General features: G+C 72.3%; 22 protein-coding genes. 8 read left to right on the top strand and 14 right to left on the bottom strand.

The annotated features are described in order from the left end of the window. Positions 1-34 precede the first annotated feature (34 nt). The 8 genes from ACTJI8_RS05330 to ACTJI8_RS05365 form a co-directional block, all read right to left on the bottom strand. A complete protein-coding gene (locus tag ACTJI8_RS05330) occupies positions 35-1,483 on the bottom strand; it encodes an LCP family protein (RefSeq protein WP_440732451.1) in 1,449 nt (482 codons plus the stop codon). A 5-nt stretch (positions 1,484-1,488) separates the two neighbouring features. Continuing rightward, complete coding sequence (gene purE, locus ACTJI8_RS05335; protein WP_440732452.1) at positions 1,489-1,956, bottom strand: 5-(carboxyamino)imidazole ribonucleotide mutase; 468 nt, start codon at positions 1,954-1,956, stop codon at positions 1,489-1,491. A 148-nt stretch (positions 1,957-2,104) separates the two neighbouring features. Beyond that, positions 2,105-3,229 (bottom strand): 5-(carboxyamino)imidazole ribonucleotide synthase, encoded by a 1,125-nt coding sequence (locus ACTJI8_RS05340; protein WP_440732346.1) that lies wholly within the window; start codon positions 3,227-3,229, stop codon positions 2,105-2,107. Positions 3,230-3,319: 90 nt separating this feature from the next. Beyond that, positions 3,320-3,850 (bottom strand): PH domain-containing protein, encoded by a 531-nt coding sequence (locus tag ACTJI8_RS05345; protein ID WP_440732453.1) that lies wholly within the window; start codon positions 3,848-3,850, stop codon positions 3,320-3,322. Positions 3,851-3,983: 133 nt separating this feature from the next. Beyond that, the gene (locus tag ACTJI8_RS05350) at positions 3,984-4,652 is read right to left on the bottom strand and encodes an O-methyltransferase (protein ID WP_440732347.1); all 669 of its coding nucleotides are present in this window, start codon (positions 4,650-4,652) and stop codon (positions 3,984-3,986) included. A gap of 31 nt (positions 4,653-4,683) precedes the next feature. Further along, complete coding sequence (locus ACTJI8_RS05355) at positions 4,684-5,766, bottom strand: lysostaphin resistance A-like protein (RefSeq protein ID WP_440732348.1); 1,083 nt, start codon at positions 5,764-5,766, stop codon at positions 4,684-4,686. Then, a complete protein-coding gene (locus tag ACTJI8_RS05360; protein ID WP_440732349.1) occupies positions 5,763-6,851 on the bottom strand; it encodes a DUF1648 domain-containing protein in 1,089 nt (362 codons plus the stop codon). Before ACTJI8_RS05360 ends, ACTJI8_RS05355 begins: the two co-directional genes overlap by 4 nt. 12 nt (positions 6,852-6,863) lie before the next feature. Further along, positions 6,864-7,211, bottom strand: a complete 348-nt coding sequence (locus ACTJI8_RS05365) for a GntR family transcriptional regulator (RefSeq protein ID WP_440732350.1) — start codon at positions 7,209-7,211, stop codon at positions 6,864-6,866. 101 nt (positions 7,212-7,312) lie between these two features. On the opposite strand from ACTJI8_RS05365, the gene ACTJI8_RS05370 reads away from it, so the two are divergent. Continuing rightward, positions 7,313-7,783, top strand: coding sequence for a DUF4442 domain-containing protein (locus ACTJI8_RS05370; RefSeq protein WP_440732351.1), 471 nt, complete (start codon positions 7,313-7,315; stop codon positions 7,781-7,783). Here the strand turns inward: ACTJI8_RS05370 and ACTJI8_RS05375 are convergent. Then, a complete protein-coding gene (locus ACTJI8_RS05375) occupies positions 7,764-8,765 on the bottom strand; it encodes a LacI family DNA-binding transcriptional regulator (protein ID WP_440732352.1) in 1,002 nt (333 codons plus the stop codon). The genes ACTJI8_RS05370 and ACTJI8_RS05375 overlap by 20 nt on opposite strands. A 73-nt stretch (positions 8,766-8,838) precedes the next feature. Here ACTJI8_RS05375 and ACTJI8_RS05380 point away from each other — a divergent pair, with 73 nt between their 5' ends. The 5 genes from ACTJI8_RS05380 to ACTJI8_RS05400 are packed head-to-tail and all read left to right on the top strand — an operon-like array spanning position 8,839 to position 15,067. Continuing rightward, positions 8,839-9,840 (top strand): alpha/beta hydrolase, encoded by a 1,002-nt coding sequence (locus ACTJI8_RS05380; RefSeq protein WP_440732353.1) that lies wholly within the window; start codon positions 8,839-8,841, stop codon positions 9,838-9,840. Continuing rightward, positions 9,837-10,853 carry an alpha/beta hydrolase gene (locus ACTJI8_RS05385; RefSeq protein WP_440732354.1) on the top strand — a complete coding sequence of 339 codons (1,017 nt, stop codon included), beginning with the start codon at positions 9,837-9,839 and terminating at the stop codon, positions 10,851-10,853. The genes ACTJI8_RS05380 and ACTJI8_RS05385 overlap by 4 nt, the downstream gene beginning before the upstream one ends. Continuing rightward, entirely contained in the window at positions 10,850-12,151 is a 1,302-nt protein-coding gene (locus tag ACTJI8_RS05390; RefSeq protein ID WP_440732355.1) for an MFS transporter, read from the top strand. Before ACTJI8_RS05385 ends, ACTJI8_RS05390 begins: the two co-directional genes overlap by 4 nt. After that, positions 12,148-13,812, top strand: coding sequence for a CocE/NonD family hydrolase (locus ACTJI8_RS05395; RefSeq protein ID WP_440732356.1), 1,665 nt, complete (start codon positions 12,148-12,150; stop codon positions 13,810-13,812). Before ACTJI8_RS05390 ends, ACTJI8_RS05395 begins: the two co-directional genes overlap by 4 nt. 4 nt (positions 13,813-13,816) lie before the next feature. Further along, complete coding sequence (locus ACTJI8_RS05400) at positions 13,817-15,067, top strand: APC family permease (RefSeq protein WP_440732357.1); 1,251 nt, start codon at positions 13,817-13,819, stop codon at positions 15,065-15,067. Here ACTJI8_RS05400 and ACTJI8_RS05405 read toward each other — a convergent pair. After that, positions 15,021-15,809, bottom strand: a complete 789-nt coding sequence (locus ACTJI8_RS05405; protein ID WP_440732358.1) for a helix-turn-helix domain-containing protein — start codon at positions 15,807-15,809, stop codon at positions 15,021-15,023. The two genes, ACTJI8_RS05400 and ACTJI8_RS05405, sit on opposite strands and share 47 nt — an antisense overlap. Before the next feature lie 114 nt (positions 15,810-15,923). Here ACTJI8_RS05405 and ACTJI8_RS05410 point away from each other — a divergent pair, with 114 nt between their 5' ends. Beyond that, positions 15,924-16,448, top strand: a complete 525-nt coding sequence (locus tag ACTJI8_RS05410; protein WP_440732359.1) for a VOC family protein — start codon at positions 15,924-15,926, stop codon at positions 16,446-16,448. On the opposite strand, the gene ACTJI8_RS05415 is transcribed toward ACTJI8_RS05410, so the two are convergent. The 4 genes from ACTJI8_RS05415 to ACTJI8_RS05430 all read right to left on the bottom strand — a co-directional run bounded on the left by ACTJI8_RS05415 (position 16,429) and on the right by ACTJI8_RS05430 (position 20,603). Beyond that, a complete protein-coding gene (locus ACTJI8_RS05415; RefSeq protein WP_440732360.1) occupies positions 16,429-17,283 on the bottom strand; it encodes an SGNH/GDSL hydrolase family protein in 855 nt (284 codons plus the stop codon). The two genes, ACTJI8_RS05410 and ACTJI8_RS05415, sit on opposite strands and share 20 nt — an antisense overlap. Positions 17,284-17,350: 67 nt before the next feature. Further along, positions 17,351-18,619: a histidine--tRNA ligase gene (locus tag ACTJI8_RS05420; RefSeq protein ID WP_440732454.1), complete on the bottom strand. Its 1,269-nt coding sequence runs from the start codon at positions 18,617-18,619 to the stop codon at positions 17,351-17,353. Positions 18,620-18,667: 48 nt separating this feature from the next. Then, positions 18,668-19,399 carry a MazG family protein gene (locus ACTJI8_RS05425; protein WP_440732361.1) on the bottom strand — a complete coding sequence of 244 codons (732 nt, stop codon included), beginning with the start codon at positions 19,397-19,399 and terminating at the stop codon, positions 18,668-18,670. Then, the gene (locus tag ACTJI8_RS05430) at positions 19,389-20,603 is read right to left on the bottom strand and encodes a Na+/H+ antiporter NhaA (RefSeq protein ID WP_440732362.1); all 1,215 of its coding nucleotides are present in this window, start codon (positions 20,601-20,603) and stop codon (positions 19,389-19,391) included. The genes ACTJI8_RS05425 and ACTJI8_RS05430 overlap by 11 nt, the downstream gene beginning before the upstream one ends. 189 nt (positions 20,604-20,792) lie before the next feature. Here ACTJI8_RS05430 and ACTJI8_RS05435 point away from each other — a divergent pair, with 189 nt between their 5' ends. After that, entirely contained in the window at positions 20,793-23,387 is a 2,595-nt protein-coding gene (locus tag ACTJI8_RS05435; RefSeq protein ID WP_440732455.1) for a phosphoenolpyruvate carboxylase, read from the top strand. The last annotated feature ends 137 nt before the right edge of the window (positions 23,388-23,524 follow it).

A 23,524-nucleotide genomic window follows, 5' to 3' on the forward strand; every position in this document is an offset into this window, starting at 1 on the left:
CCTCCGCCGCTGAGGCGCTCCCGGCCTCCCGCGATCAGCCGGTCGGCGTCGGTGACGGCTCCGGGTGCAGCACCGCCTTGACCATCGCGTGGATCGCGTTCCAGTCCGGTTCGAGCTCGTCGACACCGTTCGCCGGGGTGAGATCGATCGTGGTGAGCTTCTGCTGCTTCGCCTTCACCATGAGGTCGAAGAACTCCGGCAGCTTGTCCTGCGGCAGGTCGGTGTCGACCGCCGACGTGCCCGCCGCGGCGATCTCGTTGAAGTGCGTGAGCACGTTCTGCGGCGTGAACTGCTTCAGCAGCGCATCCTGCAGCTCGCGCTGGCGGCGCATCCGGTCGAAGTCGCTCGTCGTGTAGCGGGAGCGCGCGTACCACTGAGCGGTGTCGCCGTTCATGTGCTGCTGGCCGGCCTCGATCCAGCCCGTCGCCCATTCCTCGGCGTTGTCGGGACCGCCCCACTCCGGGACGTTGCCCTCGGGCAGCCGTTCCTTGACGTTGATGTCGACGCCGCCGAGCGCGTCGATGAGCTTCGCGAAGTCATTCATGTCGAGGAACACGTAGTACGGGATCTTGATGCCGAGCACGCCCTCGGCCGCATCCTTGGTGGCCTCGACCGCGGGGCTGGACCCGTGCTTGGTGGCCTCAGGGTAGAGCGACGGACCGGTGTGGCACGTCTGGGCCGCATTGGTGAGCTGGTTGATGCCGCTCCCCCAGCCGCACTCCTCGTCGTCGTGGGCCTGCAGGCCGTCCGGGTACAGGTCGTGCATCGGTCCCGGCGCGAACGGCACGTGGGGCATGTCGCGCGGGATGCCGAAGATCGTGGTCTTGCCGGTCTCGGCGTTCACCGACACCACGGAGATGCTGTCGTAGCGCATCGAGTCGCGTCCGAGCCCACTGTCGGCGCCCAGCAGAAGCACGTTGTAATAGCCGTCGCTCGGCGGCAGGCTCGGCCCGCCCGAGCCGAACAGCGTGCTGATGGCGTTGCGGCTGGATCCGACGATGTTCGCGGCGGACGCCGTGGCGCTGCCGCACAGGCCCAGCACCAGCACCGCCACCAGCGGGATCGCGATCTTCGCGTAGTTCCTGGTGCGCACCAGGCGCACCAAGCGCAGCGCGTCGAAGGTCAGCACGATCCACAGCACGATGTAGGCGAAGCACAGGACCTGGATGAGGCTCAGCACGATCCAGCTCACCCAGCCGCCGCCGACCGTGAACCAGAGCAGCGCCTGATGCCAGAGCAGCGCGGTCAGCGCTCCCACGATCACCAGGGCCCACATCGCCAGGGTCGCGCCGAGTCCGAATCGACCGAGCCTGCGGTTGCCCGCGAGCACCTGCGCGGATCCGGGGATCAGCACGTTCAGCACCACCAGCCACCATCCGCGGCGGGTCATCACCTCCGGCGAGCCGAAATCGGGATCGCGCATCGGGCGGGTGCGGATCAGCCCCGCACTCTGCGCGGAGACCCCACCGGGCCGGGTGAGCATCTGGGTCACAGGCTGTCCTTCAGCCGCCGGTTCTTCTCCTCGACCTGAGCCTCGAGGTCGCGGGCGTACGACTCGACGCGGTCGGCGAGGGCCGGATCCGCGGTTCCGAGGATGCGCGCGGCGAGGATACCCGCGTTGCGCGCACCGCCGATCGAGACGGTGGCGACCGGGATGCCGGCGGGCATCTGCACGATCGACAGGAGTGAGTCCATGCCGTCGAGGTAGGCGAGCGGGACGGGTACGCCGATCACGGGCAGCGCCGTGACCGAGGCCAGCATGCCCGGCAGGTGGGCGGCTCCCCCGGCTCCCGCGATGATGACCTTGAGCCCGCGCTCACGCGCCTCGGTGCCGTAGCGGTGCAGCTTCTCCGGCGTGCGGTGCGCGGAGACGACCTCGACCTCGTGCGGGATGCCGAACTCGGTCAGCGCCTCGGAGGCGGCGCTCATCACGCGCCAGTCGGAGTCTGATCCCATGACCACGCCGACGAGGGGCGCGGCGGATGCGTGCAGTGTCCCAGTCACCCGTACAGGCTACGGGCGGGGCCTGTGAGAACCCCGCTGCGGCGCGCCCTGGCCGGCGAGAACGCCGGAAGGCGTCCGCTCAGGCCGCTCTCCCGGTTTCTCAGGAGAATGCGGCCGCGGCGCCCCGGGCCTCGGCGAGCACCGCGTCGAGATCGGATCCGCTCGCGTTCACGTGACCGACCTTGCGTCCGGGGCGCGGGGCCTTGCCGTAAGTGTGCACCTTGGCGTGCGGGCTCGCGGCGAGCGCGGCAGGGACGCGGTCGAGCATGCTCCCGTACTCGGGACCGCCGAGGATGTTGATCATGACGGACCAGTCGGCGTGCGGAGTCGTCTCCCCGAGCGGCAGGTCGGCGACGGCGCGCAGGTGCTGCTCGAACTGCCCGGTCACCGCGCCGTCCTGGCTCCAGTGGCCGCTGTTGTGCGGGCGCATGGCCAGCTCGTTCACGAGGATCCGGCCGTCCTCGGTCTGGAACAGCTCGACCGCGAGCATGCCGGTCACGTCCAGCCCTTCGGCGATCTCCCGGCCGATCCGGGCTGCCTCAGCCAAGTGCTCCGCGTCGACTCCCGGTGCAGGGGCGATCACCTCGGCGCAGACCCCGCCCTTCTGCACGGTCTCCACGACGGGGTACGACACGGACTCGCCGTTCGGTCGCCGCGCGACCTGCTGTGCGAGCTCGCGCACGAACGGCACGAGTTCCTCGACGAGCAGGGCGTCACCCTCGGCGAGGGCCGAGAACCAGTCCGCCGCCTCGTCGGCTGCGGACACCACCCGCACGCCCTTGCCGTCATAGCCGCCGCGAGGCGTCTTCACGACGCCGCTACCGCCGTGCGCGTCCAGGAACGCCTGCAGGTCCGCGGCATCGGCGACGCGCGCCCAGTCGGGTTGGGGCGCGCCGAGCTCAGCGAGGCGGGCGCGCATGTCGAGCTTGTCCTGCGCGAAGCGCAGCGCGTCGGGCCCGGGGTGCACGGCGACGCCGTCGGCGACCAGGGCCCGAAGCACCTCCTGCGGCACGTGCTCATGGTCGAAGGTGATCACGTCGACGTCCGCCGCGAACCGGCGCACGGTGTCGAGGTCGCGGTAGTCGCCCACGGCGGTCGCGGCCAACTGCGCCGACATGCCCTCGTCCTCCGCGAGCACCCGGATGTCGATACCCAGTTCGACCGCCGGGGCGATCATCATCCGCGCCAGCTGTCCGCCGCCGATCACACCCACACGCAACGCCATCGGATCTCCGTTCCTCGGGATCCATTCTTCCGTACCGGGCGAGCCATCATCGCCGCCGCCGAGAGCGCAGGGCGTTGCGCCTCGGTCGTGTCAGACGCTGAAGGGGTTCTGAGCGGCCTGGGCGTCGCGGTGCGCGAGGATCTGCCCCACCTCGACCTGGTCCGCCAGGGTCTCCTGCACCAACGCGACATTCGGGACGTCGCGGATCCGCAGCGGTGCATCCACGCCGTTCGAGAGCAGGATCGTGCCGGCTCCGGCGAGACGCTGCAGGGGTCCGCGCCGCACCGTGATCGTGTATCCGCGGGCGTGGGACATCTCCGTGCTGTTGCGGGATCCGATCCCGTCGCGCACGATCACCCGCCGGGTCGTGATCGTCACGCGGCGTGAGAGCCACACGAGGAACGGTGCCACGACGAGCAGCAGCACCAGCGCACCGGCCGCCGCCCACAGCATCCAGTCCTTCGCCCATCCGGCGATCGGCGCCGGGAGATTGCTCGTGAAGTACCCGGTCGCGCCGGCCACCGCGATGAGCAGGAGCGCCGACCAGAGCAGGTGCCGGGCGTGCGGGTGGAAACGCGCGATGAGTCGCTCTTCGGCGGGCACGCCGGGCGGCGGCGTCATCGGCCGCCCGCCCAGACCCATCGGTTGCGTCACGCGTCCATTGTGGCCCGCGACACCGGCATCCGCGCGGCCCGGGGTGGGTGTGTCCCGATGCGGGCCCGATCGATCCCGACCACAGGCGGAAGCGACGTCGTCAGACCACGAGGGCGATCGCCACGCCGTCCCAGCCCTTCACGCCGACCGTCTGCAGCGCCGTCGCGTCGAAGCGCGGATCTCGACCGAGCATCTCGAGCCCCTCGCGCGTACCGACCACCTTGGAGTCGGCGGACGCCGGATCGATGATGTCGCCGTCGCGGCCGATGTTGTCGACCACGATCACCGCTCCAGGGCGCCCCAGGCGTGCAGCCCAGTCCAGGTAGATCGTGTTCGACTCCTTATCCGCGTCGATGAAGATCAGGTCGAACGGCTCGTCGTCCTCGAGCTGCGGCAGCACATCGGCGGCTCGCCCGATGCGGATCTCGACGCGCTCCCCCACGCCCGCTGCGTCGATGCTCGCGCGCGCGACCGCCGCGTTGTCCGGCTCCGCCTCGATGGTGACGACGCGTCCGCCGCCGCCCACCGCCTGCGCCATCCAGATCGTGGAGTAGCCGCCGAGCGTGCCGATCTCGAGGACCCGGCGCGCGCCTGCGATCCGCACCAGCAGGTTCAGCAGCTTCCCGCTGACCGGCGCGACCTCGATCGCCGGCATCCCCGCCGCCTGCTGCGCGGTCAGAGCAGCCTCCAGCGCGGGGTCGTGCCCGACCAGGGTCTCGGACAGATAGTCGTCAGCAGCACGCCAGTTCGCGAGGTTCGGTTCAGCCATGCGCCCAGCTTCGCGCCTGAGCAGACCGCGATCAAGACCGATCCGGATCCGATCCGGTCGTCGCGTCCGCGGTCGTCCCCGCGCCCCGCGGGTCGTCGACGGAAGGCCCCGGGAACGGCGCCGGCATCGTCCGCGGCCGGTCCGCGGCGAGCGCGGGCTGCCGGCGGAACTGCCCGCTGAGGATCAGGACGAGGATGACCACGGCGCCGACGATCCAGCCGGAGACGCCGAGGGGCAGGACGAGCGCCGGATCCGGCGCCGATCCCGCAGCGACGAACCAGAGGTACATCGCGGCCGATGCGTTGAAGGCGCCGTGGGCGAACACCGCAGGCCAGATCGACGCGGAACGCAGCCGCAGCCAGCCGAACAGCACTCCCAGCACGACGCAGCCGCCGGTCATCAGCAGCACGCCGCTGACATCGGTACGGCCGAAGTTGTAGCCGAGCAGGATGATCGGCGCGTGCCACACGCCCCAGATCACGCCGCTGACGAGCAGGGACGCCCACGTCCCGAAACGACGCAGTGCCGGAACGAGGAAACCGCGCCAGCCGAGCTCCTCGCCGAACGCGGCGACCGCGTTGATCGTGGCGGCCGCGACCGGGATGCTCGCCGCCTGCGCGGCGATCAGCACGACGGTCGGGGGCAGCGGGGTGCCGGCGGGCACCGCGGACGCCAGCAGGTGGGTGTATCCGGAGAAGCCGACGAGATCCACGCGGAGCCAGCCGCACAGAGTCGCGACGATGGTCGACGCCAGCACCAGCAGCGGCGGCACCAGCAGGCCGACCACCATCATCCAGATGACGCGCTTCGCAGGGCGCAGCGGCCACATACCGAGGAACCGCAGTCGCTTCCCTTTCGGGACCGGCCGCAACACGAGCAGCACGACCACGACAGCGACCGCGGGCATGTACATCATCACCGACATCAGCGGGAGGGCATAGGGCTCTCGCAGCCCGTCCCCCAGCCACAGAGGCAGAACCACGAGCCACGCCAGCCCGCAGGCGAGCACGATGTAGGCCACGATCGCGCCGAGTCCGATGCGCACCGGGACGTCGGCCGAGAGCTCCGCATCCGCGCCGTTCGCCTGGGCTGTGCCATCGAGGCCGGCGCTCATGATCTGCTTCCGCCGTCGGCCGCTCCGCCGTCGGGTGGGGTGGACTCGGACGACGCGTCGCGCTCCAGGTAGGCCTGCAGCACGGCGGCGCCGACCGCCGCTCCGTCGACGGTGACGACCAGCGGGCGCTTGCCCCGGCGCTCGACCTCGATCGCGGGCCCCCGGCGCAGCACGATCCCGGTGCGCCCGTCGAGGCCGAGCCGCCAGCCGAAGCCGCCGAACTCGCCGAACGGGTTGCACTCCACAGCCCGCACCGACACCACCTCGTCGAGCGGCACGTGCACGCGGGGGAAGCCGATCTGCGACCGCACAGAGAGGCCGTCCGGACCGACGCGCACCCGGAACGACGCGGACGACGCGAAGGCGCCGCCGATGAGGACGAGCGTCAGAATCGGCACCCACATCCGGTCGGTGAACCGGATCGCCATGAACGCGGTGAGACCGACGACGACGACCACGAGCAGTGAAATGAGGATCATCGCCCGGCGAGACAACGACGCGGTGGCGAGCCACACCACCCGCTCGCCCTGGGTGATCGCGGCGACGTGGGCCGGCTGCAGCGGCGCGGCCGGAGCGGGGCGGATGTGCGGCTGCAGCAGCCAGCCGATGCCGATCAGCACGACGAACGCGCCGAATCCGAGCAGCATGAGGCCACCGAGGTCGTCGGCGTGCTTCGCATCGGCGAGACCGCGCTGCGTGCCGACCGCGCCGAGATTGATCACGGCGCTGAGCCCGGAGATGCCCAGAGCCATGCCCACGAGGAGTCTCGCGCCACCGCCCCAGTGGTCGCGCACGCCGATCACGGTCGTGATCGTGAGCGCCGCGGGCAGCGCGAAGCCGAGCAGGATCGTCAGCCAGACGAAGGTCGCCGGCGGTCCGAAGCCGTCGACGCCCGACGGGCCCCAGTGCGTGGCGGCGGGCGACGGCAACTCAGGCAGCCACGCGAGGACCAGGGCGAGCACGACGCCGGAGAGCACGAGCGGCACCACGGCGCCGAGGCAGACCGCGAGCAGGCGCGCCCGGCGCAGGTCGCGCTCCGGGATCGCGGTCACGTCCTGCACGGCAGGAGCGGAACGTGCGTTCATGATGGATCCTCCTCATTCCTGGGCGGCGATCAACGCGGCGAGCGTCGCGGGACTGATCCCGAGGACGGCACCGCGACGGACGAGCGCCCCGATGTCCTCGGCGAGGTCGGCGAGGGGCGCGGCAGAGGCGGAGAGCACGGCGCCGCGCCCTCGGCGCAGGTCGACGAGCCCCTCGTCCCGCAGCTCCTGGTACGCCCGCAACACGGTGTGCACATTCACGTCGACCGCCTCGGACAGCTCACGGGCGGCAGGGAGCCGGTCGCCAGGACGCAGGCGTCCGGCGAGCACCTCGGCGCGCACGGACGCCGCGATCTGCGCGAACAGCGGCTGCGCACTGTCGGCATCGATACGGATCAGCATCCGACTCACCTCCTGTGCAGTTATTCTATTTCAACTAGATCAATTGTGGAAGAGATCCAGTCGATTCCCTTCCTGCGGCGCACCCCGGGAAGACTGGCTGCATGCGCGTCACACCCCGCCGTCTGGCCGTCGGCATGAGCCTGTGGATCCCGAACCTGTTCAGCGGCATCAGGGTGCGCGGCTTCAGCGCGGACTGGACGCGGGCGACGGTGGAGCTGCACGTGAACGTCTTCACCCGCAACTATGTGAAGACCGCGTTCGGCGGATCCATGCAGGCGATGACGGATCCGTACTTCTTCATGCTCGTCATGCACCAGCTGGGCCGCGACTACGTGGTCTGGGACACCCGCGGTGAGATCGAGTTCGTCAAGCCAGGCCGCGGCGTGCTCACCGCACGCTTCCACGTGCCGCCGGAGCGCGTCGCCGAGATCCGGACGCGCGCCGCCGGCGGCGCGAAGGTGCTCGAATGGTTCGAGACCGAGATCACCGACCGCGATGGCGAGGTCGTGGCGCGCGTGCGCCGCGAGGTGTACGTGCGGGAGAAGAAACGGGTCACGGCCGCCCGGGTGTGACCCCGCGCAGGCTCGAGGCCCGCTCGACCAGCGTCGGCGCGAGGCGCACGGTGTCCCGTGCGCCCGAGGTGCCCGCGACCAGGCCGAGCGCGAGCTCCAGCGCCGTGCGGCCGCTCTCCTCGAACGGCTGCCGCACGGTGGTCAGGCCGAGCCCCTCGGCCAGCTCGCCGTCGTCGTAGCCGACCACGGGCAGTCTCTCGCTCTCCGGCCGGGAGCGCTGCAGGTCGAGGACGGCGGCCGCGAACCGGTCGTGATTCGCGACGACGGCGGTGGCCCCGGCATCGCGCGCGGCCTGCAGCACCCGCTCGTCGATCTCGGCCGGCCCGTCCACCGCCGCGGGCACCACAGAGACGTGACGCTGCAGCCCCTCGATGCGCAGCATGCCGGCCGACACGTAGGCCGGCGAGCGCTGCGGCTCGTGCACGAACAGCGCCGTGCGATGCCCGAGCTCGACGAGGTGGCGGCCGATCTGCTCGCCTCCGTCCCGGTCGTCGACGAGGACGACGGGGCCGCCGATCTCGCCCTTCGCCGGCACGACGTCCACGTAGACGACCGGGATCCTCGCCGCTCTGCTCGCACGGCGGGCGGCGCCGCCGAGAGGCACGCCCATGACGATGAGCCCCGACGCGTCGGTGCGCGCCGGCAGCACGTCCAGCAGCGGCTCATCGGCCGCGGCCGCCGATTCCAGGTCGTAGGGGATGATGTCGACCGCGACGTCGCGCGCCCGCCGCAGCATCCCCGAGAGCCGGCGCAGGTAGGAGGGGTAGCTCGTGAAGGGGGCGGCGACCGCGATCCGGGATGCGCCGATACGGCGCCCCTGCGTCATCCGGTAGCCGAGCGCGGTGGCGGCCGCGACGATCCGCTCGCGCGTCTCCGGGCGCACCCGGTGCGGCGCGCTCACCGCCAGCGAGACCGTCGAGATGCTCACCCCGGCACGCGCGGCGACGTCGTAGATCGTGACCCTTCCCGGACGTGCGCGCATCGCTCGGATCCCCTCTTCATCGAAGTTCTTCGATTGCCCAGACTAGTCCGCAGCCCGTCGAAGGAGATGACCGATGCCGAGAGGCTCCCGCTACCGCCGCCCGATGCTCGACCGCGCCGTCGCGGCGCATGAGGCGAAGACCGCCGCCTTTCTCGCGCCCGAGCCGAAGGATCCTGCGGGGCGGCGCCGCGTCGCCGGCGAGAACGACACCGCGGTCAGCGCGGCCCTGGGAATCTCGCCCCTTCACACCGCCACCGCGGAGCACACCGTACCCGTCGCCGGCCATCCCGACGTGCGGGTGCGCGTCTACTGGCCCGGCCCCGAACCGGCCCCGCGGGACGCGGGACTCCCGATCCTCGTGTACTTCTACGGCGGAGGCTTCACGATCGCCGGCATCGACTGGGTCTCGTGGGACGCGCGGTTCCGCGAGCGGGCGCGCGACGCGGGGATCATCATCGTCGCCACAGACTACGCGCACGCGCCGGAACGGCGATTCCCCACCCAGCCGGAGCAGTGCTGGAGCGCCTGGGAATGGACGCATGCCCACGCGGAGGAACTGGGCGGATCCCGCGACCGGCTCGCCGTGGGCGGCGCGTCCTCCGGGGGTGACCTGGCCGCGGCGGTGACGCTCATGAACCGTGACCGCGCCGCGCATCCGATCGCCCTGCAGCTGCTGGAGAACCCGGCGCTCGACCTCACCATCGGGCACGCCGACGCGCGCGGGGTCAGCGCGAGGATGCCCGGCGTCATCGTGCGCAGGGCCGGCCGGATGCTGGTGCGGCAGTACGTCGGCGACGACGCGAAGGCGGCCCGGAACCCGTACGCCTCGCCGCTGCTCGCCGGCTCCCACGCCGGCCTCCCTCCGGCGCTCATCATCACCTCCGAGCTGGATCCCCTCCGCGGCGACGGCGAGGCGTACGCCAGGGCGCTCTCCGACGCCAGGGTCGACGTCACCGCCGTGCGGTTCGTCGGCCAGACCCACGGCTCCCTGGGCGCGACCGGATTCGTCCCGGCCGCCGACGTCGCCCACCGCCTGATCGTGACCGAGCTGCGTCGGCTGCGGGCGGACTCATGAGCACCGCCGACACGCTCGCGCTCGACGCACCGGTGCGGGCCTGGCTCCGCCGGATCGACGAGATCGTCGCCGACCTCCCCGAGCACGGCTCGCCCGACCCCGCCGCGCATCGCCGGGCGGCCAGGATCCTGAGCGATCTGCTGGCCGCCGAGTTCACGGATCCGACTCCCCCGGGGGCGGAGGCGGAGGAGCTGCGGCTCACCGGCGTCGCCGGGCCTCTCCGCGCCCGGCGGTTCCGCCCGGCAGGCGCGTCCGGCCCTCTCCCGACCATGTTGTGGCTGCACGGCGGAGGCTGGATCGCGGGCACGATCGACGAGGTCCTCAACGAGAGCACGACCGCGGACCGCGCCCTGCGCTCCGCGGTGCAGATCGTGTCGCTCGAGTACCGCCTCGCGCCGGAGCACCCCTTCCCCGCCCCCGTCGACGACGCCGTCGCGGCCCTCGCCGACCTGCGCGCGCGGGCGGGCGAGCTGGGCGTCGACGCGGACCGTCTCGGCATCGGAGGCAACTCCGCCGGCGCCACGATCGCGGCCTCCGCCGCCCTCCGGGAGAGGGATGCCGGCCGCCGACTGCACCATCAGGCGCTCGAGGTGCTGCCCGCCACGCTGCGCCCCCTCAGCGGCCTCTCCGCGCGGCGACGACGAGCCTCCGGCATGGACGGCGCCGAACTGCTCGCCGGCATCTACCGCGCGGGCGCCCCGCTCGCGGAGTGCTCGCCGCTCGACGCCGCCGATCATCGAGACCTCGCTCCGGCGCTCATCCTCGCCGCCGAGTTCGATCCGCTGCGCGACGGCGCCGTCGCCTATGCCCGCGCCCTGCAGGACGCGGACGTCCCGGTGACCCTCCGCATCGGCGCGGGCCACGTGCACGGCTCCCCCGGGCTCACCGCCTGGCAGGGCGCCCGCGACTGGCGCGATGTGTTCGTCGCCGAGCTCGCCGCCGCCTACGCGTCCGAACCCCCGCACCCGCACCCGCACCCGCACCCGGCCACCGACCCGAGAGGGAGACGATGATGTCCACCCATGCCGCAGATCCCATGATCCCCCTGCCGTCCACGCCCGCACACGGCGACGACGCCGTGCCCGGCGAGCGTCAGACCCGGTGGTTCTGGATCGCGTTCGTCCTCACCTGGCTCGCGACCGGCATCGCCCAGGGCGTGGCCGGCGTCGCCGTGCCGCAGCTCCTCAAGGAGTGGGATCCCGACCAGGCGACGGGCAACCTCAGCATCGTGCTGACCGCAGGCGGCGCGGCGATCCTCGTCACCACCCCGATCTTCGGGCGTCTCAGCGACCGCTCGCTCTCCCGCCTCGGCATCCGCCGCCCCTGGATCGCGGCGGGCGTGCTCATCGCCGCGATCGGCTACCTCCTGCAGGCGTTCGCCACCTCGCTCCTGCTGCTCGGCGCAGGCGCGGTGCTCGTGCTGGTCGGGTGGGGCGCCGTGTCGATGACGATCCACACGCTCTTCGCAGACCAGATCCGCCGCCGCATCCGTGCGATCATGTCCGCCGTGACGGGCGCCGCCACCACCGTGGGCATCTTCGGCGGCGTCGCGCTGGCCGGCACTGTCGCGGGCACGGGACAGATCGGAATCTTCCTCATTCCGGGCGGCATCGCCGTCGTGCTCGCGAGCACCCTCTTCTTCGCCCTGCGCGACCTGCACCGCACGGTCCCCGCGGCGCCGCTCGACTGGCGCGGGGTGATCGAGACGTTCTGGCTGAGCCCGCGCCGCCACCCCGACTTCGCGTGGGCCTGGATCTGCCGCTTCTTCATGACCGCCTCCATCGTGTCGGTGACGAGCTACCTCTACCTCACGATCTCCAGCCGCTTCGGCATCGACGACCCGGCGCAGATCGCGGCCGTCCAGACGCAGGCCACGGCGGCGTTCACGATCATGAACCTCGTGCTGGCGTTCGTCTTCGGCGTCATCTCGGACCGTACCGGACGGCGCAAGCCGACCGTCGTGATCGGAGCGCTCACGAGCGCAGTCGGACTCGTCGTCGCCGTCGCGGTGGGCGACGTCGCCTTCTTCCTGATCGGGATCGCGATCGTCGGCGCCGGGCAGGGGGCCTACATCGCCGCCGACGTCGCGCTCATGACCGAGTGCCTGCCTTCGACCGAGGACGCCGGCAAGGACCTCGGCATCGTGGCGCTCGCCTACCTGCTCCCGGGCATCCTGGTGCCGGTGTTCGCCTTCTTCGTGACGCGCATCGGCTCGCCCACGGGCGAGAACTTCGTGGCGCTCTACGCGGGTGCGGTCGTGATGGCGCTGTTCGCGGCCTTCGCCGTCACCCGGGTCAGGGCCGTGCGATGACGAGGGACGACCGGCTCCCCTGGACGGCGCGCGCCGAATACCGCCGGCTGCGCTCGGCTCCCGGCATGCCGCCGCGGACCCACGCGGGCGTGCGCCGGACCTCCGGCATCGCGGTGCCCGCGGACGACGGCGTCCCGTTGCTCACCGACCACTGGGCGGCCGAGGACGCCGGCCCGCACACGGTGCTCATCCGCACGCCCTACGACCGGAACGGTGTCGCCGCCGTGGCGCGCTTCCTCGCCGAACGCGGGCATCATGTGGTGGTGCAGAGCTGCCGGGGCGCCTTCGGCTCCGGCGGCGACTTCCGGCCTCTGCACGACGAGGCCGCCGACGGGCAGGCGACGCTGCGGTGGCTGCGCGCACAGCCGTGGGCGACGGGTCTCGTTCACTCCTGGGGCGGCAGCTACTTCGGGGTGACGCAGTGGGCGTACTGCGACGGCGCGCTCCGACCCGACGCGATGGGCATCGCGGTGTCGGCCCGGCGCTTCGACGAGGCGATCCTCTACCTCGGTCGCGGCTTCTCGATCGACACGCCGCTCGCGTGGGCGTACGCGCTCGGCCTGCAGGAGCGCCGGCTGCCGGCGCGTCTGTGGAGGCTGCTGCGAGCGCGCAGCGCCCTCGCACGGGGAGCGCGCACGGTGCCGCCGTCCCAGGCCGTGCCCGCGGCGCTGGGCGACAACCCGCAGTTCTTCCGCGACTGGGTCGAGCACAGCGATCCCGGGGATCCCTGGTGGGATCCGCTGCACTTCGCCTCCGATCCCGCGGCGGTGCCTCCCGTCACGCTCATGGCGGGGTGGCAGGACCTCTTCCTCGTCGGCCAGCTGCAGGACCACGCCGCGCTGCAGGGGGCCGGCGTACAGACGCGCCTGATCGTGGGCGACTGGATCCACGGCGCTCCCGAGATCACGGTGATCGGGGTGCGCGAGGCGCTGCGGGCGCTCGAGGGCGAGCCCGCAGCCGCCCCGGTGCGCGTCGAGATCAGCGGGGGCGGCGGCTGGCGGGATCTGGCCGCCTGGCCGCCGCCGAGCGCCCCGCATCCGCGGGAGCTGACCGCGGACGGCCGTCTCGTCGCGCCGGGGGCCGCCCCCGAGGACGGTGTGCTGACCTCTCGCTACGACCCTGCCGATCCCACGCCCGATGCCGGCGGCCGCACGCTCAACCCGTTCAGCGCCGGGCGCCGCGATCAGCGACGTCGCGAGAGCCGCGAGGACGTGCTGCTGTTCACGGGCGAGCCGCTCCCGGATCCGCTGCTGGTCATGGGCTCGGCGGAGATCGCGCTCACGCTCGCCTCCACGAATCCCCGGGTCGACGTCTTCGTGCGCCTGTGCGAAGTGGACGCGCGGGGGACCTCGCGCACCGTCACCGACGGCTACCTGCGGCTCTCCCCGGAGGCCGCGCCCGGCGAGCCGCGCCGGGTCCGGGTCGCGCTCGCACCGATCGCGCATCGCTTCGTCGCGGGCAGCCGCCTCCGCGTGCAGGTGTCCTGGGGCGCGCACCCCCTGCATCTGCGCAATCCGGGCACAGCGGATCCGGTGCGCGACCACTCGCGCCTGGTGGCCAGCACGCAGACGCTCTTCCTCTGCGCTGCGACGCCCGCGGTGCTCTCGCTGCCGCTTCCGGAGGGCACGGCACCCGCCGTTCACCGCGGCGTGCCACGATGACGGGATGCCCCTCGCGCGCCGCCTGACCCTCGCCGATGCTGTCGCGATCGGCCTCGGATCCATGATCGGTGCCGGAGTCTTCACAGTCTGGGGCCCGGCGATCGGCGCGGCCGGATCGAGCCTGCTGATCGCGCTGCTCCTCGCGGGGATCGTGGCCTTCTGCAACGCCACCTCGTCCGCGCAGCTCGCGGCCGTGCACCCGGTCTCGGGCGGCACCTACGCGTACGGACGGGCGGAGCTCGGACCGTGGTGGGGCTTCGTCGCCGGCTGGTGCTTCGTGATCGGCAAGCTCGCGAGCTGCGCCGCCATGGCGATGACTGTCGCCGCGTACGTGGCTCCGGCAGGGTGGCAGAAGCCGGTCGCGGTCGCGGCGGTCACGGCCCTGACCGCTGTCACCTGCGTCGGGGTGACCCGCACCGCTCGCGTCACCCAGGTGCTCGTGGCTGTGACCCTGCTCGGGTTGATCGTGGTGCTGGCCGCCGCGGGGACCGCACTGCCGCACGCCGCGCCCGCGCCCCTCCCGCCTGGCTCCCCCTACGGCGTGCTCCAGGCCGCGGGGCTGCTGTTCTTCGCCTTCGCCGGGTACGCGCGCATCGCGACCATGGGCGAGGAGGTGCGGGACCCGTCGCGCGCCATCCCGCGGGCGATCGGCATCGCACTCGCGTCCGCACTCGTCATCTACGTGCTCATCGGCGGTGCGGTCGTGCTGACGCTCGGCGGCGCAGCCGAGAGCTCATCCGCGCCCCTCGCCGACGTCGTCACCGCTGCCGGCTGGCCCCGCGCGGCGCCCGCCGTGCGGATCGCCGCAGCTACGGCCGCCACCGGCGCGCTGCTCGCTCTTCTCTCCGGGATCGGTCGCACCTCGCTCGCCATGGCTCGGGAACGCGACCTCCCCCGCTCCCTCACCGCCGTGGATCCGCGGCATCACGTCCCGCGGCGTGCGCAGCTGGCCGCCGGTGCGGTCGTGGTGGCGGTCGTGCTCGTCGCGGACCTGCGCGGAGCGATCGGGTTCTCGTCGTTCGGCGTGCTGCTGTACTACTTCGTCGCGAACGCCGCCGCGCTCCAGCAGGGTGGGGCCGCGCGCCGGTATCCGAAACCGCTGCAGGTGCTCGGCGCGATCGGCTGCGTGGCTCTGGCTGCGTCGCTGCCGGTGTCCTCGGTGATGATCGGAGCGGGCGTGGTCCTCGTGGGCGTCGGTGTGCGGGCGATCAGGCTCGGACGGGACCGGCGTCGGCGCGATACGCCGACGGGGTGAAGCCCAGCACCGCGCGGAAATCGTTGGCGAGATGCGACTGATCCGCGTAGCCGAGCTCGACAGCGACGGTCGCGAGATCCGTGCCGGGATCGGAGCGGATCCGCTCCGCCGCCTCCTGCAGGCGCCGGCGCCGGATCATGGCGGCCGGAGACAGACCCACGTGGCGGTGCGCCATGCGCTGCAGGGTGCGAACCGAGACGGCGAGACGGGCCGCCGCCTGCTCGGGGCTGCGCACGTCGGGATCGGACATGAGCACCTCCGCCATGGCGTTCGCGTGCCGGGCCGGCGCCGTGACCTCGCCCACGCGCTCACGCAGCCAGGCGCACAGCAGCGCGACGGCCCGCTCCCGATGCCCTTCCCCCGAAGTCATCGCGCCTGCGACCGCCTCCGCCAGCCCCGGTGCCGGGTACGCCTCCGCCCGGTCGAGCAGGGCGGAGGGCGTCTCGGTCAGCGCGGCCGCCGCGGCCGGCCGCAGCAGCGCGCCGACGGCCCACCCCTTGCCGGTCAGCTCCCGGGAGCTGGCTCGGGTCGTCGCGCCCGACAGCACCGTGCCCCCGCTCTCGACGACCAGGTTCAGAGCAGGGAACGACACGAGGTCCTGACGCGACGAACGGCCCGGCTCGATGTCCCACTCGGGGATCCAGCACCACTCCACGAGCTCGGCGGCCTCCGCCGGCGGCGGAAGGCGGTGGAACTGCGGCAGGCGCGCCGGATACAGCACGCCGCGCGTCGGATCGACCATTCCCCGAGCCTAGAAGGCGTCGCGGACATCCGGTGATGGGCCGCGCGGGGCCCCCGGCCGAACGTGGCGCGAATCTCCAAGAACCGTCTCCCGTCGCCCCCTAGCCTCGTGGTCATGAGCGAACACACCCCCACCACAGCGACCACCGGCGTCACCGGCGAATACACGACGAACGGCCGCCCGAACTCGGCGACGTCCCTGACCCCGTTCCTGGCCATCCCCGACTCCCGGTCCGCGATCGAGTTCTACCGCGACATCTTCGGCGCGCGCGTCGTCGACATCACCGAGTTCGGCGGCGTGGTCGCGCACGCCGACCTCGACTTCGGTCTCGGCGTGCTGCAGCTCGGCGATCCCAACCCCGAGTACGGGCTCGTCTCGGCCCCCGCCGGCGACGCCGACTGCTACTCGATAGGCCTCTACGTGCCCGACGTCGACACGGTCGTCGAACGCGCGGTGGCGGCCGGTGCGACGGTTCGCGAGGCGCCGTCCACGTTCGTCTCGGGCGACCGCTACGCGAGCATCCGGGATCCGTTCGGCGTGCGCTGGTCGATCATGACGCGCGTCGAGGACCTCTCCGAGTCCGAGAGCACGGCCCGCGTGGCCGAATGGGCCGCCTCGTTCACCGCACCGGAGAGCTGAGCGCTCCGCCGGCCGCGTTCACCGAGGCCTCCTCGGCCGCCGCCGTCACCGCGGGCAGCAGCGCTTCCGCAGTGCGGCGGTAGCCGAGGGCGCTCGGGTGGAACCGATCCAGGCTGAACATCTCCTCAGGCTCATCGAAGAACATCGGCCCGACCGCGCGCCGCAGATCGACCGCAGTGGCGCCGTGCTCGATGGCGGCCTGGGCCTGCGCCGCGGCCAGTCGCCGTGACATCCGCGAGGCGATCGACCGCAGCGGCTGCGGAACGGCCCGCAGCGCCCCGAGGTCGGGGCAGGTGCCGACCACGACGCTCGCTCCGAGCGCGTGCAACCAGCCGATCGCGTCCTCGAGATGCTGCACCGAGAGGGTGACCGGGATCCGGTGGGTCACGTCGTTGCCGCCGACGACGATCACCGCGACGTGCGGCAGATAGTCCGTCTCGAGCGACGCGAGCTGAGCGTCCAGATCCGGCGACTCGGATCCGACGATCGCGACCGTACGCAGCCGCACCGGCCGACGCGTCCGCCGGGCGACGCCCTTGGCGAGCCGTCCGCCCAGCGTGTCCTTGCGCCGCTCGGCGCCCAGACCGGCCGCAAGCGAGTCGCCGAGCACGAGCAGCTCGATCGGCTCCCCGGACAGGCCCCGCCGCCAGACGCGGTCGGCGTCGATCGCGTCTTCTCCCAGCGGCTTGCCGATGCGACGCCGAGCGATACGCGCCTGTCGCCGCAGCGCCAGCGGCACGGCGACGGCGGATCCGGCGATCGCGAGCCCGGCGGCTCCGAGAAGCCCCACCGGCACGCCTCGGGACCCGGCCCGACGGCGATCAGCAGCGTCCATACGCCGATCAGATCGCATCGACATGAACGGCGCGTGACCGGCCGTGGACGCAGAGGCGACGGGCGCCTCAGGACAGCGGCTTGACCTCGAGCGCGTCGGACGCGTCGCCCGCGCGCACGGCCGCGAAGGCCGTGTAACCGTCGGCCGCGGCGCGCTGCAGGAGGGCCTTGAGATTCTTCGTGCGCCGCTCCAGCCGTACTCTGGCGCCGCTCGCGATGAGCGCCGCCTTGTGCGCGACGAGCTCGGCGACGGGTACGTCGGCGTCGTGCACGAGCACCACGGCCTGCCCCGCCGCGTCGTCGGCGGACTCCAACAGATCCACGATCCGCTCGAAGCCGATCGAGAAGCCGACGGCCGGCACCTGCTGCCCGAGGAAGCGCCCGATCATGCCGTCGTAGCGGCCGCCACCGCCCAGCGAGTACGACACCGACGGGTGCGCGAGCTCCATGATCGTGCCCGTGTAGTAGCCCATGCCGCGTACCAGGAACGGGTCGAACTGCAGCGGGATCGGATCGATGCCCGAGGCTTCGGGGCGGGCGGCGGCAACGGCCTCGCCGAGGCCGACCAGGTGCGCGACGAGGTCGTCCGGAACGCCCTCGGGCAGCGCCTTGCGGATCTGCCGTTCGCCGTAGGGGTTGTACTCGAGGGTCTGCGGGCGATGCAGGAACGCCTCGAACGCGTCCACGGCGGCCACCGTCGCACCGCGCTCGCGCAGCTCCGCGACGATGCCGTCGGTGCCGATCTTGTCGAGCTTGTCGATCGTGATGAGCACTCCCGGACGCTCGTCCTCGGTGAATCCGAACGCATCGAGCATCCAGTCGAGGGCGCGGCGGTCGTTCACGCGCACCATGCCACCCGTGAGCCCGAGGGCGTCGATCGTGTCGAGCGAGGCCACGATGAGCTCGGCCTCGGCACGCGCCGAGTCGTCGCCGATGATGTCGATGTCGCACTGCACGAACTGGCGATAGCGACCCTTCTGCGGCCGCTCGGCACGCCAGACCGGCCCGATCTGGATCGAGCGGAACACTCCGGGCAGCTGACCGCGGTTGGTCGCGTAGAAGCGCGCGAGCGGAACCGTCAGGTCGTAGCGCAGGCCCAGGTCGCTGAGGGCGGCCGGATCCTCCGCCGCCGCGCTGACCGCGTCGGCGTCCAGGCCGCGGCGCAGGATGTTGAAGGACAGCTTCTCGTTGTCGCCGCCGATCCCGGCGTGCAGCCGGTCGTACTCCTCCACGACGGGCGTCTCGATCTCGTCGAACCCATGAGCGCGGTAGCGCTCCCGGATGACGGAGAGCACACGCTCACGACGCGCCTTGTCGGCGGGGAGGAAGTCGCGCATCCCGCGCGGAGGATTGACCGTTGCCACGGATCCATTCTTCCAGGTCCGTCAGGCCGGCTCTGATCCCTCCGCGGCGCGCACCTCGTCCTCGAGGATCCTGATGCGCTCGCGCAGGGCGCGCTCGGCATCCCAGCCGTGGGCGCGAGCCGCCACGACGAGAGTCAGCAGCTGCTCGCCGAGTTCGGCCTCGGTGAGCGGAGCGGGCTCCGTGGGGGGCGCGGGGGTCGGGCCGACGATCGCCGGCGGGGCCTCCTCGTGCCCGGACGCGGACGGATCCTCGGAGACCTCGACGTGCGCCTTCGCGGCGCGGCCCAGGATCTTCTGCGCCCGGGCGAGCGCGGGCATTCCGGGTGGGATGCCGTCCAGCACGCTGCGGCGGTCGTGCTTCTCCGCGGCCTTGGCGGCGTTCCAGTGCACCAGCACCTCCTCCGGCGTGCGGGCGATCGCGTCGCCGAACACGTGCGGGTGGCGCCGGGTCATCTTCTCGGTCAGGGTGCGCGCGACGTCGTCGATGTCGAACGGATCCACCGGATCCTGCGCCGCGATCGCCGCGTGGAACAGCACCTGCCAGAGCAGGTCGCCGAGCTCTTCGCGGAGTTCCGCGCGGTCCTCGCGTTCGACGGCGTCGATGAGTTCGGCCGATTCCTCCACGAGGTACGGCACGAGTTCGCGATGGGTCATGGCCTGCGACCAGACGCACTTCTCCCGCACCTGCCGCATGACCCCCGCGGCGGCGCGCAGCGGATCCGTCTCGGCAGGGGACTCCCGATCAGCGCTCATCCCCGTACGCCTCCTCGTCCTCGTCCTCGTCCGGCTCGTCGTCCTCCGCATCGCCGATCGCACGGTGCACCTTCGCCCGCCAGGAGACCAGCACGGCGGCGACCACCAGCGCGATCACCGACCCCAGCAGCACTGCGAGGATCGCCTGGTCCTTCACCGCGGCATCCCCCGCGAAGGCGAGATTCGCCAGCAGCAGCGAGACCGTGAATCCGATGCCGCCCAGCGCTCCGGCCGCGAGCACGTCGGGGAAGCGGATCGCCGGAGGCGCGCCCCGCGGGCGGATCAGCTGCGCGAGGGCGCCGAACGCGCCGATGCCGATCAGCTTGCCGACCGGCAGCGCCACGAGGATCGCGAAGAACGCCGGGGAGAGTTCCTCCAGCGGCACCTGCGGGATGACCACGAACGCCGCCACGAAGGCGAACAGCGGCAGCACCAGCCCGTTGACCCAGGGTTCCAGCGCATGACGGGTCGGATCCGCGGCCCGGGGCGCCATCACCAGGCCCACCATGACGCCCGCGATCGTGGCGTGCACGCCGGAGGCGGCGAACAGCCCCCAGGCGACCACGCCGACGATCGCCATCAGCACGGCCACGACCGGGGTGGCGGACCCGCGCAGGCGACGGCTCAGCACGGCGAACACAATGACCGCGAGCACGCCGAGACCGAGCAGCAGCAGGTTCAGCCCGTGCGCGAACAGCACGGCGATGAACACGATCCCGACGATGTCGTCGAGGATCGCGAGCGCGAGCAGGAAGGCGCGCACCGCCGAGGGCAGACCGCGTCCGAACACGGCGAGCACGCCGAGCGCGAAGGCGATGTCGGTCGCGGTCGGGATCGGCCAGCCGGCCGCGCTCGGATCCGAGCCGGCGATCCACAGGTACAGGGCGATCGGCACCAGGATGCCGCCCGCGGCGGCGATCGCAGGCTGGATCGCCACGCGCACGCTGTTCAGCTCGCCGCGGGTGAGCTCGTACTGGAGCTCGAGCGCGACGACGAAGAAGAAGATCGCGAGCACGCCGTCCGACACCCAGTGCGACACCGAGAGGTCCAGAGCCGTGCCGGGGATCCCGAAGTGCGCGCCGAGCATTCTGGCGATCGCGTCGTGCGTGGGAAGGTTCGCGAGGAGCAGCCCGAGCCCCGCGGTCGCCAGCAGCAGGATCGCGGGGAACTGCGGGGACCTCAGAAGGCGACTGGTGCGGCTCATCCCCTCCACCGTATCGCGCCCCTCCTCAGCGATCCCCCCTTCCCACTTCAAGAGGTCGCCGCGGGACGTCACGCGGTCGTCGCCTGCGCAGCATCGGTTTACGCTCGAATCGTGACCCCCGACACAACCCATACCGAAGCCATCCGCATCGTCGGCCGGTTCGAAGCAGGGCGCGAGCTGCCCGAGGCGATGCGCGCCGATGTGCGCATGCTCGGCGCGCTGCTCGGCCAGGTCCTGCGCGAATCCGGCGGCGACGACCTGTTCGACGACGTCGAGCGCCTGCGTCAGGCCACGATCGAGGCGTACACCGACGAGTCCGCCGAGGCCTTCGACCGCGCGACCCGCATCGCCGAGGAGTTCTCGGTGCAGCGCGCCGACGAGGTCGCCAGGGCCTTCACCGCCTACTTCCACCTCGTGAACCTCGCCGAGGAGCACCAGCGCGTGCGCGTGCTCCGCGATCGCGGCGAGGACCCCACCTCCACCGACACGGTCGCCGGAGCCTTCGCGCAGCTGAGCGGCGAGGTCGGCGAGGACGAGGCCCGCCGCCGGCTGGGTGCGCTGCGATTCCACCCCGTGTTCACGGCGCACCCCACCGAGGCCCGCCGTCGCGCGGTGTCCTCCAGCATCCGGCGCCTCGCCGAGCTGCTGAGCGCGCATGACGCCGCAGCCGAGGGCACCCCCGAGGCGCACCGCGCACACCGGCGCATGCTCGAGGAGGTCGACACCCTCTGGCGCACCGCACCGCTGCGGGCGCAGAAGCCGGCGCCGACCGACGAGGTGCGCACGGTCATGAGCGTCTTCGACGAGACGCTGTTCACCACCGTCCCGCACGTGTACCGCCGCATCGACGACGTGCTGCGCGGCGAGCAGTCCGGATCCTCCGCCCCCATCGTCCCGGCCTTCGTGCGCATCGGCACCTGGGTCGGCGGCGACCGCGACGGCAATCCGTTCGTCACGGCCGCCGTGACCCGCGAGGCCGCCGCGATCGCGGCCGACCACGTGCTGCGTGGACTCGAGCGGGCGATCGAGCGGATCGGCCGCACGCTGACGCTCGATGCCGAGGGCACGCCGCCCTCCGCGGCGGCGACGGCGCTGTGGGATGCGCTGCAGGCCACGCACCCCGATGTCGCGGGCGAGGTCGCCACTCGCTCCCCCTCCGAGCCGCATCGCCGGATCCTGCTGCTGCTCGCGCATCGCGTCGCGGTCACCCGCCGCGGGGACGAGGGCGGCTACACGGATCCGGAGCAGCTGCTCGCGGATCTGCGCACCGTGCAGTCGTCGCTCGACGCGGCCGGCGCACGCCGGCACGCGTTCGGCGGGATGCAGCACCTCATCTGGCAGGTGGAGACGTACGGCTTCCACCTCGCCGAACTCGAGGTGCGGCAGCACTCCCAGGTGCACGCGCGTGCGCTCGCGGAGCTCGACGCTGCCGCGGTCGGATCCGGCTCCCTCAGCGCCGAGACCGAGGAGGTGCTGGCGGTCTTCCGCGCCGTCCGCGAGATCCAGCGCACCTACGGGCCGCGCGCGGCGGGGCGCTATGTCGTCTCGTTCACGCAGTCGGCTCAGGACCTCGCGAACGTGCACCGCCTCGCGCAGTACGCGAGCGCCGGCGACGGGCCCGTGCTCGACGTCGTGCCGTTGTTCGAGACCTTCGCCGACCTGCAGGCGGCGCCGGGGATCCTCGCCGAGATCGTCGACCACCCGGCCTTCGCGGCACGGCTGGCGGCGACCGGCCGGCGCCTGGAGGTCATGCTCGGGTACTCCGACTCCTCCAAGGACGTCGGCCCGGTGGCCGCGAATCTCGCCCTGTACGAGGCGCAGGCAGAGATCGCCGCCTGGGCGCAGCGCGAGAACATCGAGCTCACCCTGTTCCACGGTCGCGGCGGCGCCCTCGGCCGTGGAGGCGGCCCCGCGAACTCCGCGATCCTGGCTCAGCCGCCGCACTCCGTGGACGGCCGATTCAAGCTCACCGAGCAGGGCGAGGTCATCTTCGCGCGGTACGGCGAGCCCGCGATCGCGATGCGCCACATCGACCAGGTGACGGCGGCGACCCTGCTCGCGTCCTCCCCCGGCGTCGAGCAGCTGGGCAGCGCCGCCGCCGAACGGTTCGCCGACGTCGCGGCCACCATGGACCGCGCCTCGCGCGATCGGTTCTTCTCGCTCGTGAAGGCGGAGGGCTTCGCCCCGTGGTTCGCCACGGTGACGCCGATGGAGGAGATCGGACTTCTCGCGCTCGGCTCCCGCCCGGCCCGCCGCGGCCTGTCCGTCGAGTCCCTCGAGGACCTCAGGGCGATCCCGTGGGTGTTCGCCTGGACGCAGGCCCGGATCAACCTCGCCGGCTGGTTCGGCCTGGGCACGGCTCTCGAGGCCGTCGGCGACGAGGAACTGCTGCGCACCGCGTACCAGGAGTGGCCGCTGCTGCGCACGATGGTCGACAACGTCGCGATGAGCCTCGCCAAGACGGATCCGCGCATCGCCCGCCGCTACCTCGGTCTCGGCGATCGCGACGACCTGGCCGCGCTCGTGCTGGAGGAGATGGAGCTCACCCGCTCCTGGGTCATCCGCCTCACCGGCGGCGAGCGCCTGCTGGAGAACAAGCCGATCCTGCAGCGAGCGGTCGCGATGCGCAGCCCCTATGTGGACGCGCTCTCGCTCCTTCAGCTGCGGGCGCTGCGTGGCCTCCGCGACGCCGACGAGCAGGCCCCCGCACCGGATCCGGACCTGCAGCGCCTGCTGCTGCTGTCGGTCAGCGGAGTCGCCGCGGGTCTGCAGAACACCGGCTGATCCGGGCTTCTCACGCGGGGTTCACGCCGCCCAGGCTGGGTTGCGGAGCGGGTTAGAGTGAGGAATCTGCCGCATCCGGCTGTCTGCGCACGACACGATCACCCGCGCTCCTCTCCGCATCCCCGTCTGAAAGCATC

Origin of the sequence: Microbacterium sp. 22303 (assembly GCF_052045265.1) — a bacterium.
Lineage (GTDB): Bacteria > Actinomycetota > Actinomycetes > Actinomycetales > Microbacteriaceae > Microbacterium.

Bases quoted from the DNA above. Each gene is read 5' to 3' on its own strand.
- ACTJI8_RS05410 (WP_440732359.1), top strand. From the start codon at position 15,924: ATGAGCGAACACACCCCCACCACAGCGACCACCGGCGTCACCGGCGAA.
- ACTJI8_RS05405 (WP_440732358.1), bottom strand. From the start codon at position 15,809: ATGGTCGATCCGACGCGCGGCGTGCTGTATCCGGCGCGCCTGCCGCAG.
- ACTJI8_RS05370 (WP_440732351.1), top strand. From the start codon at position 7,313: ATGCGCGTCACACCCCGCCGTCTGGCCGTCGGCATGAGCCTGTGGATC.
- ACTJI8_RS05360 (WP_440732349.1), bottom strand. From the start codon at position 6,851: ATGAACGCACGTTCCGCTCCTGCCGTGCAGGACGTGACCGCGATCCCG.
- ACTJI8_RS05385 (WP_440732354.1), top strand. From the start codon at position 9,837: ATGAGCACCGCCGACACGCTCGCGCTCGACGCACCGGTGCGGGCCTGG.
- ACTJI8_RS05395 (WP_440732356.1), top strand. From the start codon at position 12,148: ATGACGAGGGACGACCGGCTCCCCTGGACGGCGCGCGCCGAATACCGC.
- ACTJI8_RS05365 (WP_440732350.1), bottom strand. From the start codon at position 7,211: ATGCTGATCCGTATCGATGCCGACAGTGCGCAGCCGCTGTTCGCGCAG.
- ACTJI8_RS05380 (WP_440732353.1), top strand. From the start codon at position 8,839: ATGCCGAGAGGCTCCCGCTACCGCCGCCCGATGCTCGACCGCGCCGTC.
- ACTJI8_RS05415 (WP_440732360.1), bottom strand. From the start codon at position 17,283: ATGGACGCTGCTGATCGCCGTCGGGCCGGGTCCCGAGGCGTGCCGGTG.
- ACTJI8_RS05435 (WP_440732455.1), top strand. From the start codon at position 20,793: ATGCGCGCCGATGTGCGCATGCTCGGCGCGCTGCTCGGCCAGGTCCTG.
- ACTJI8_RS05340 (WP_440732346.1), bottom strand. From the start codon at position 3,229: ATGGCGTTGCGTGTGGGTGTGATCGGCGGCGGACAGCTGGCGCGGATG.
- ACTJI8_RS05355 (WP_440732348.1), bottom strand. From the start codon at position 5,766: ATGAGCGCCGGCCTCGATGGCACAGCCCAGGCGAACGGCGCGGATGCG.
- ACTJI8_RS05420 (WP_440732454.1), bottom strand. From the start codon at position 18,619: ATGCGCGACTTCCTCCCCGCCGACAAGGCGCGTCGTGAGCGTGTGCTC.
- ACTJI8_RS05345 (WP_440732453.1), bottom strand. From the start codon at position 3,850: ATGACGCCGCCGCCCGGCGTGCCCGCCGAAGAGCGACTCATCGCGCGT.
- ACTJI8_RS05350 (WP_440732347.1), bottom strand. From the start codon at position 4,652: ATGGCTGAACCGAACCTCGCGAACTGGCGTGCTGCTGACGACTATCTG.
- ACTJI8_RS05430 (WP_440732362.1), bottom strand. From the start codon at position 20,603: ATGAGCCGCACCAGTCGCCTTCTGAGGTCCCCGCAGTTCCCCGCGATC.
- ACTJI8_RS05400 (WP_440732357.1), top strand. From the start codon at position 13,817: ATGCCCCTCGCGCGCCGCCTGACCCTCGCCGATGCTGTCGCGATCGGC.
- purE (WP_440732452.1), bottom strand. From the start codon at position 1,956: ATGGGATCAGACTCCGACTGGCGCGTGATGAGCGCCGCCTCCGAGGCG.
- ACTJI8_RS05425 (WP_440732361.1), bottom strand. From the start codon at position 19,399: ATGAGCGCTGATCGGGAGTCCCCTGCCGAGACGGATCCGCTGCGCGCC.
- ACTJI8_RS05390 (WP_440732355.1), top strand. From the start codon at position 10,850: ATGATGTCCACCCATGCCGCAGATCCCATGATCCCCCTGCCGTCCACG.
- ACTJI8_RS05375 (WP_440732352.1), bottom strand. From the start codon at position 8,765: ATGCGCGCACGTCCGGGAAGGGTCACGATCTACGACGTCGCCGCGCGT.
- ACTJI8_RS05330 (WP_440732451.1), bottom strand. From the start codon at position 1,483: ATGCTCACCCGGCCCGGTGGGGTCTCCGCGCAGAGTGCGGGGCTGATC.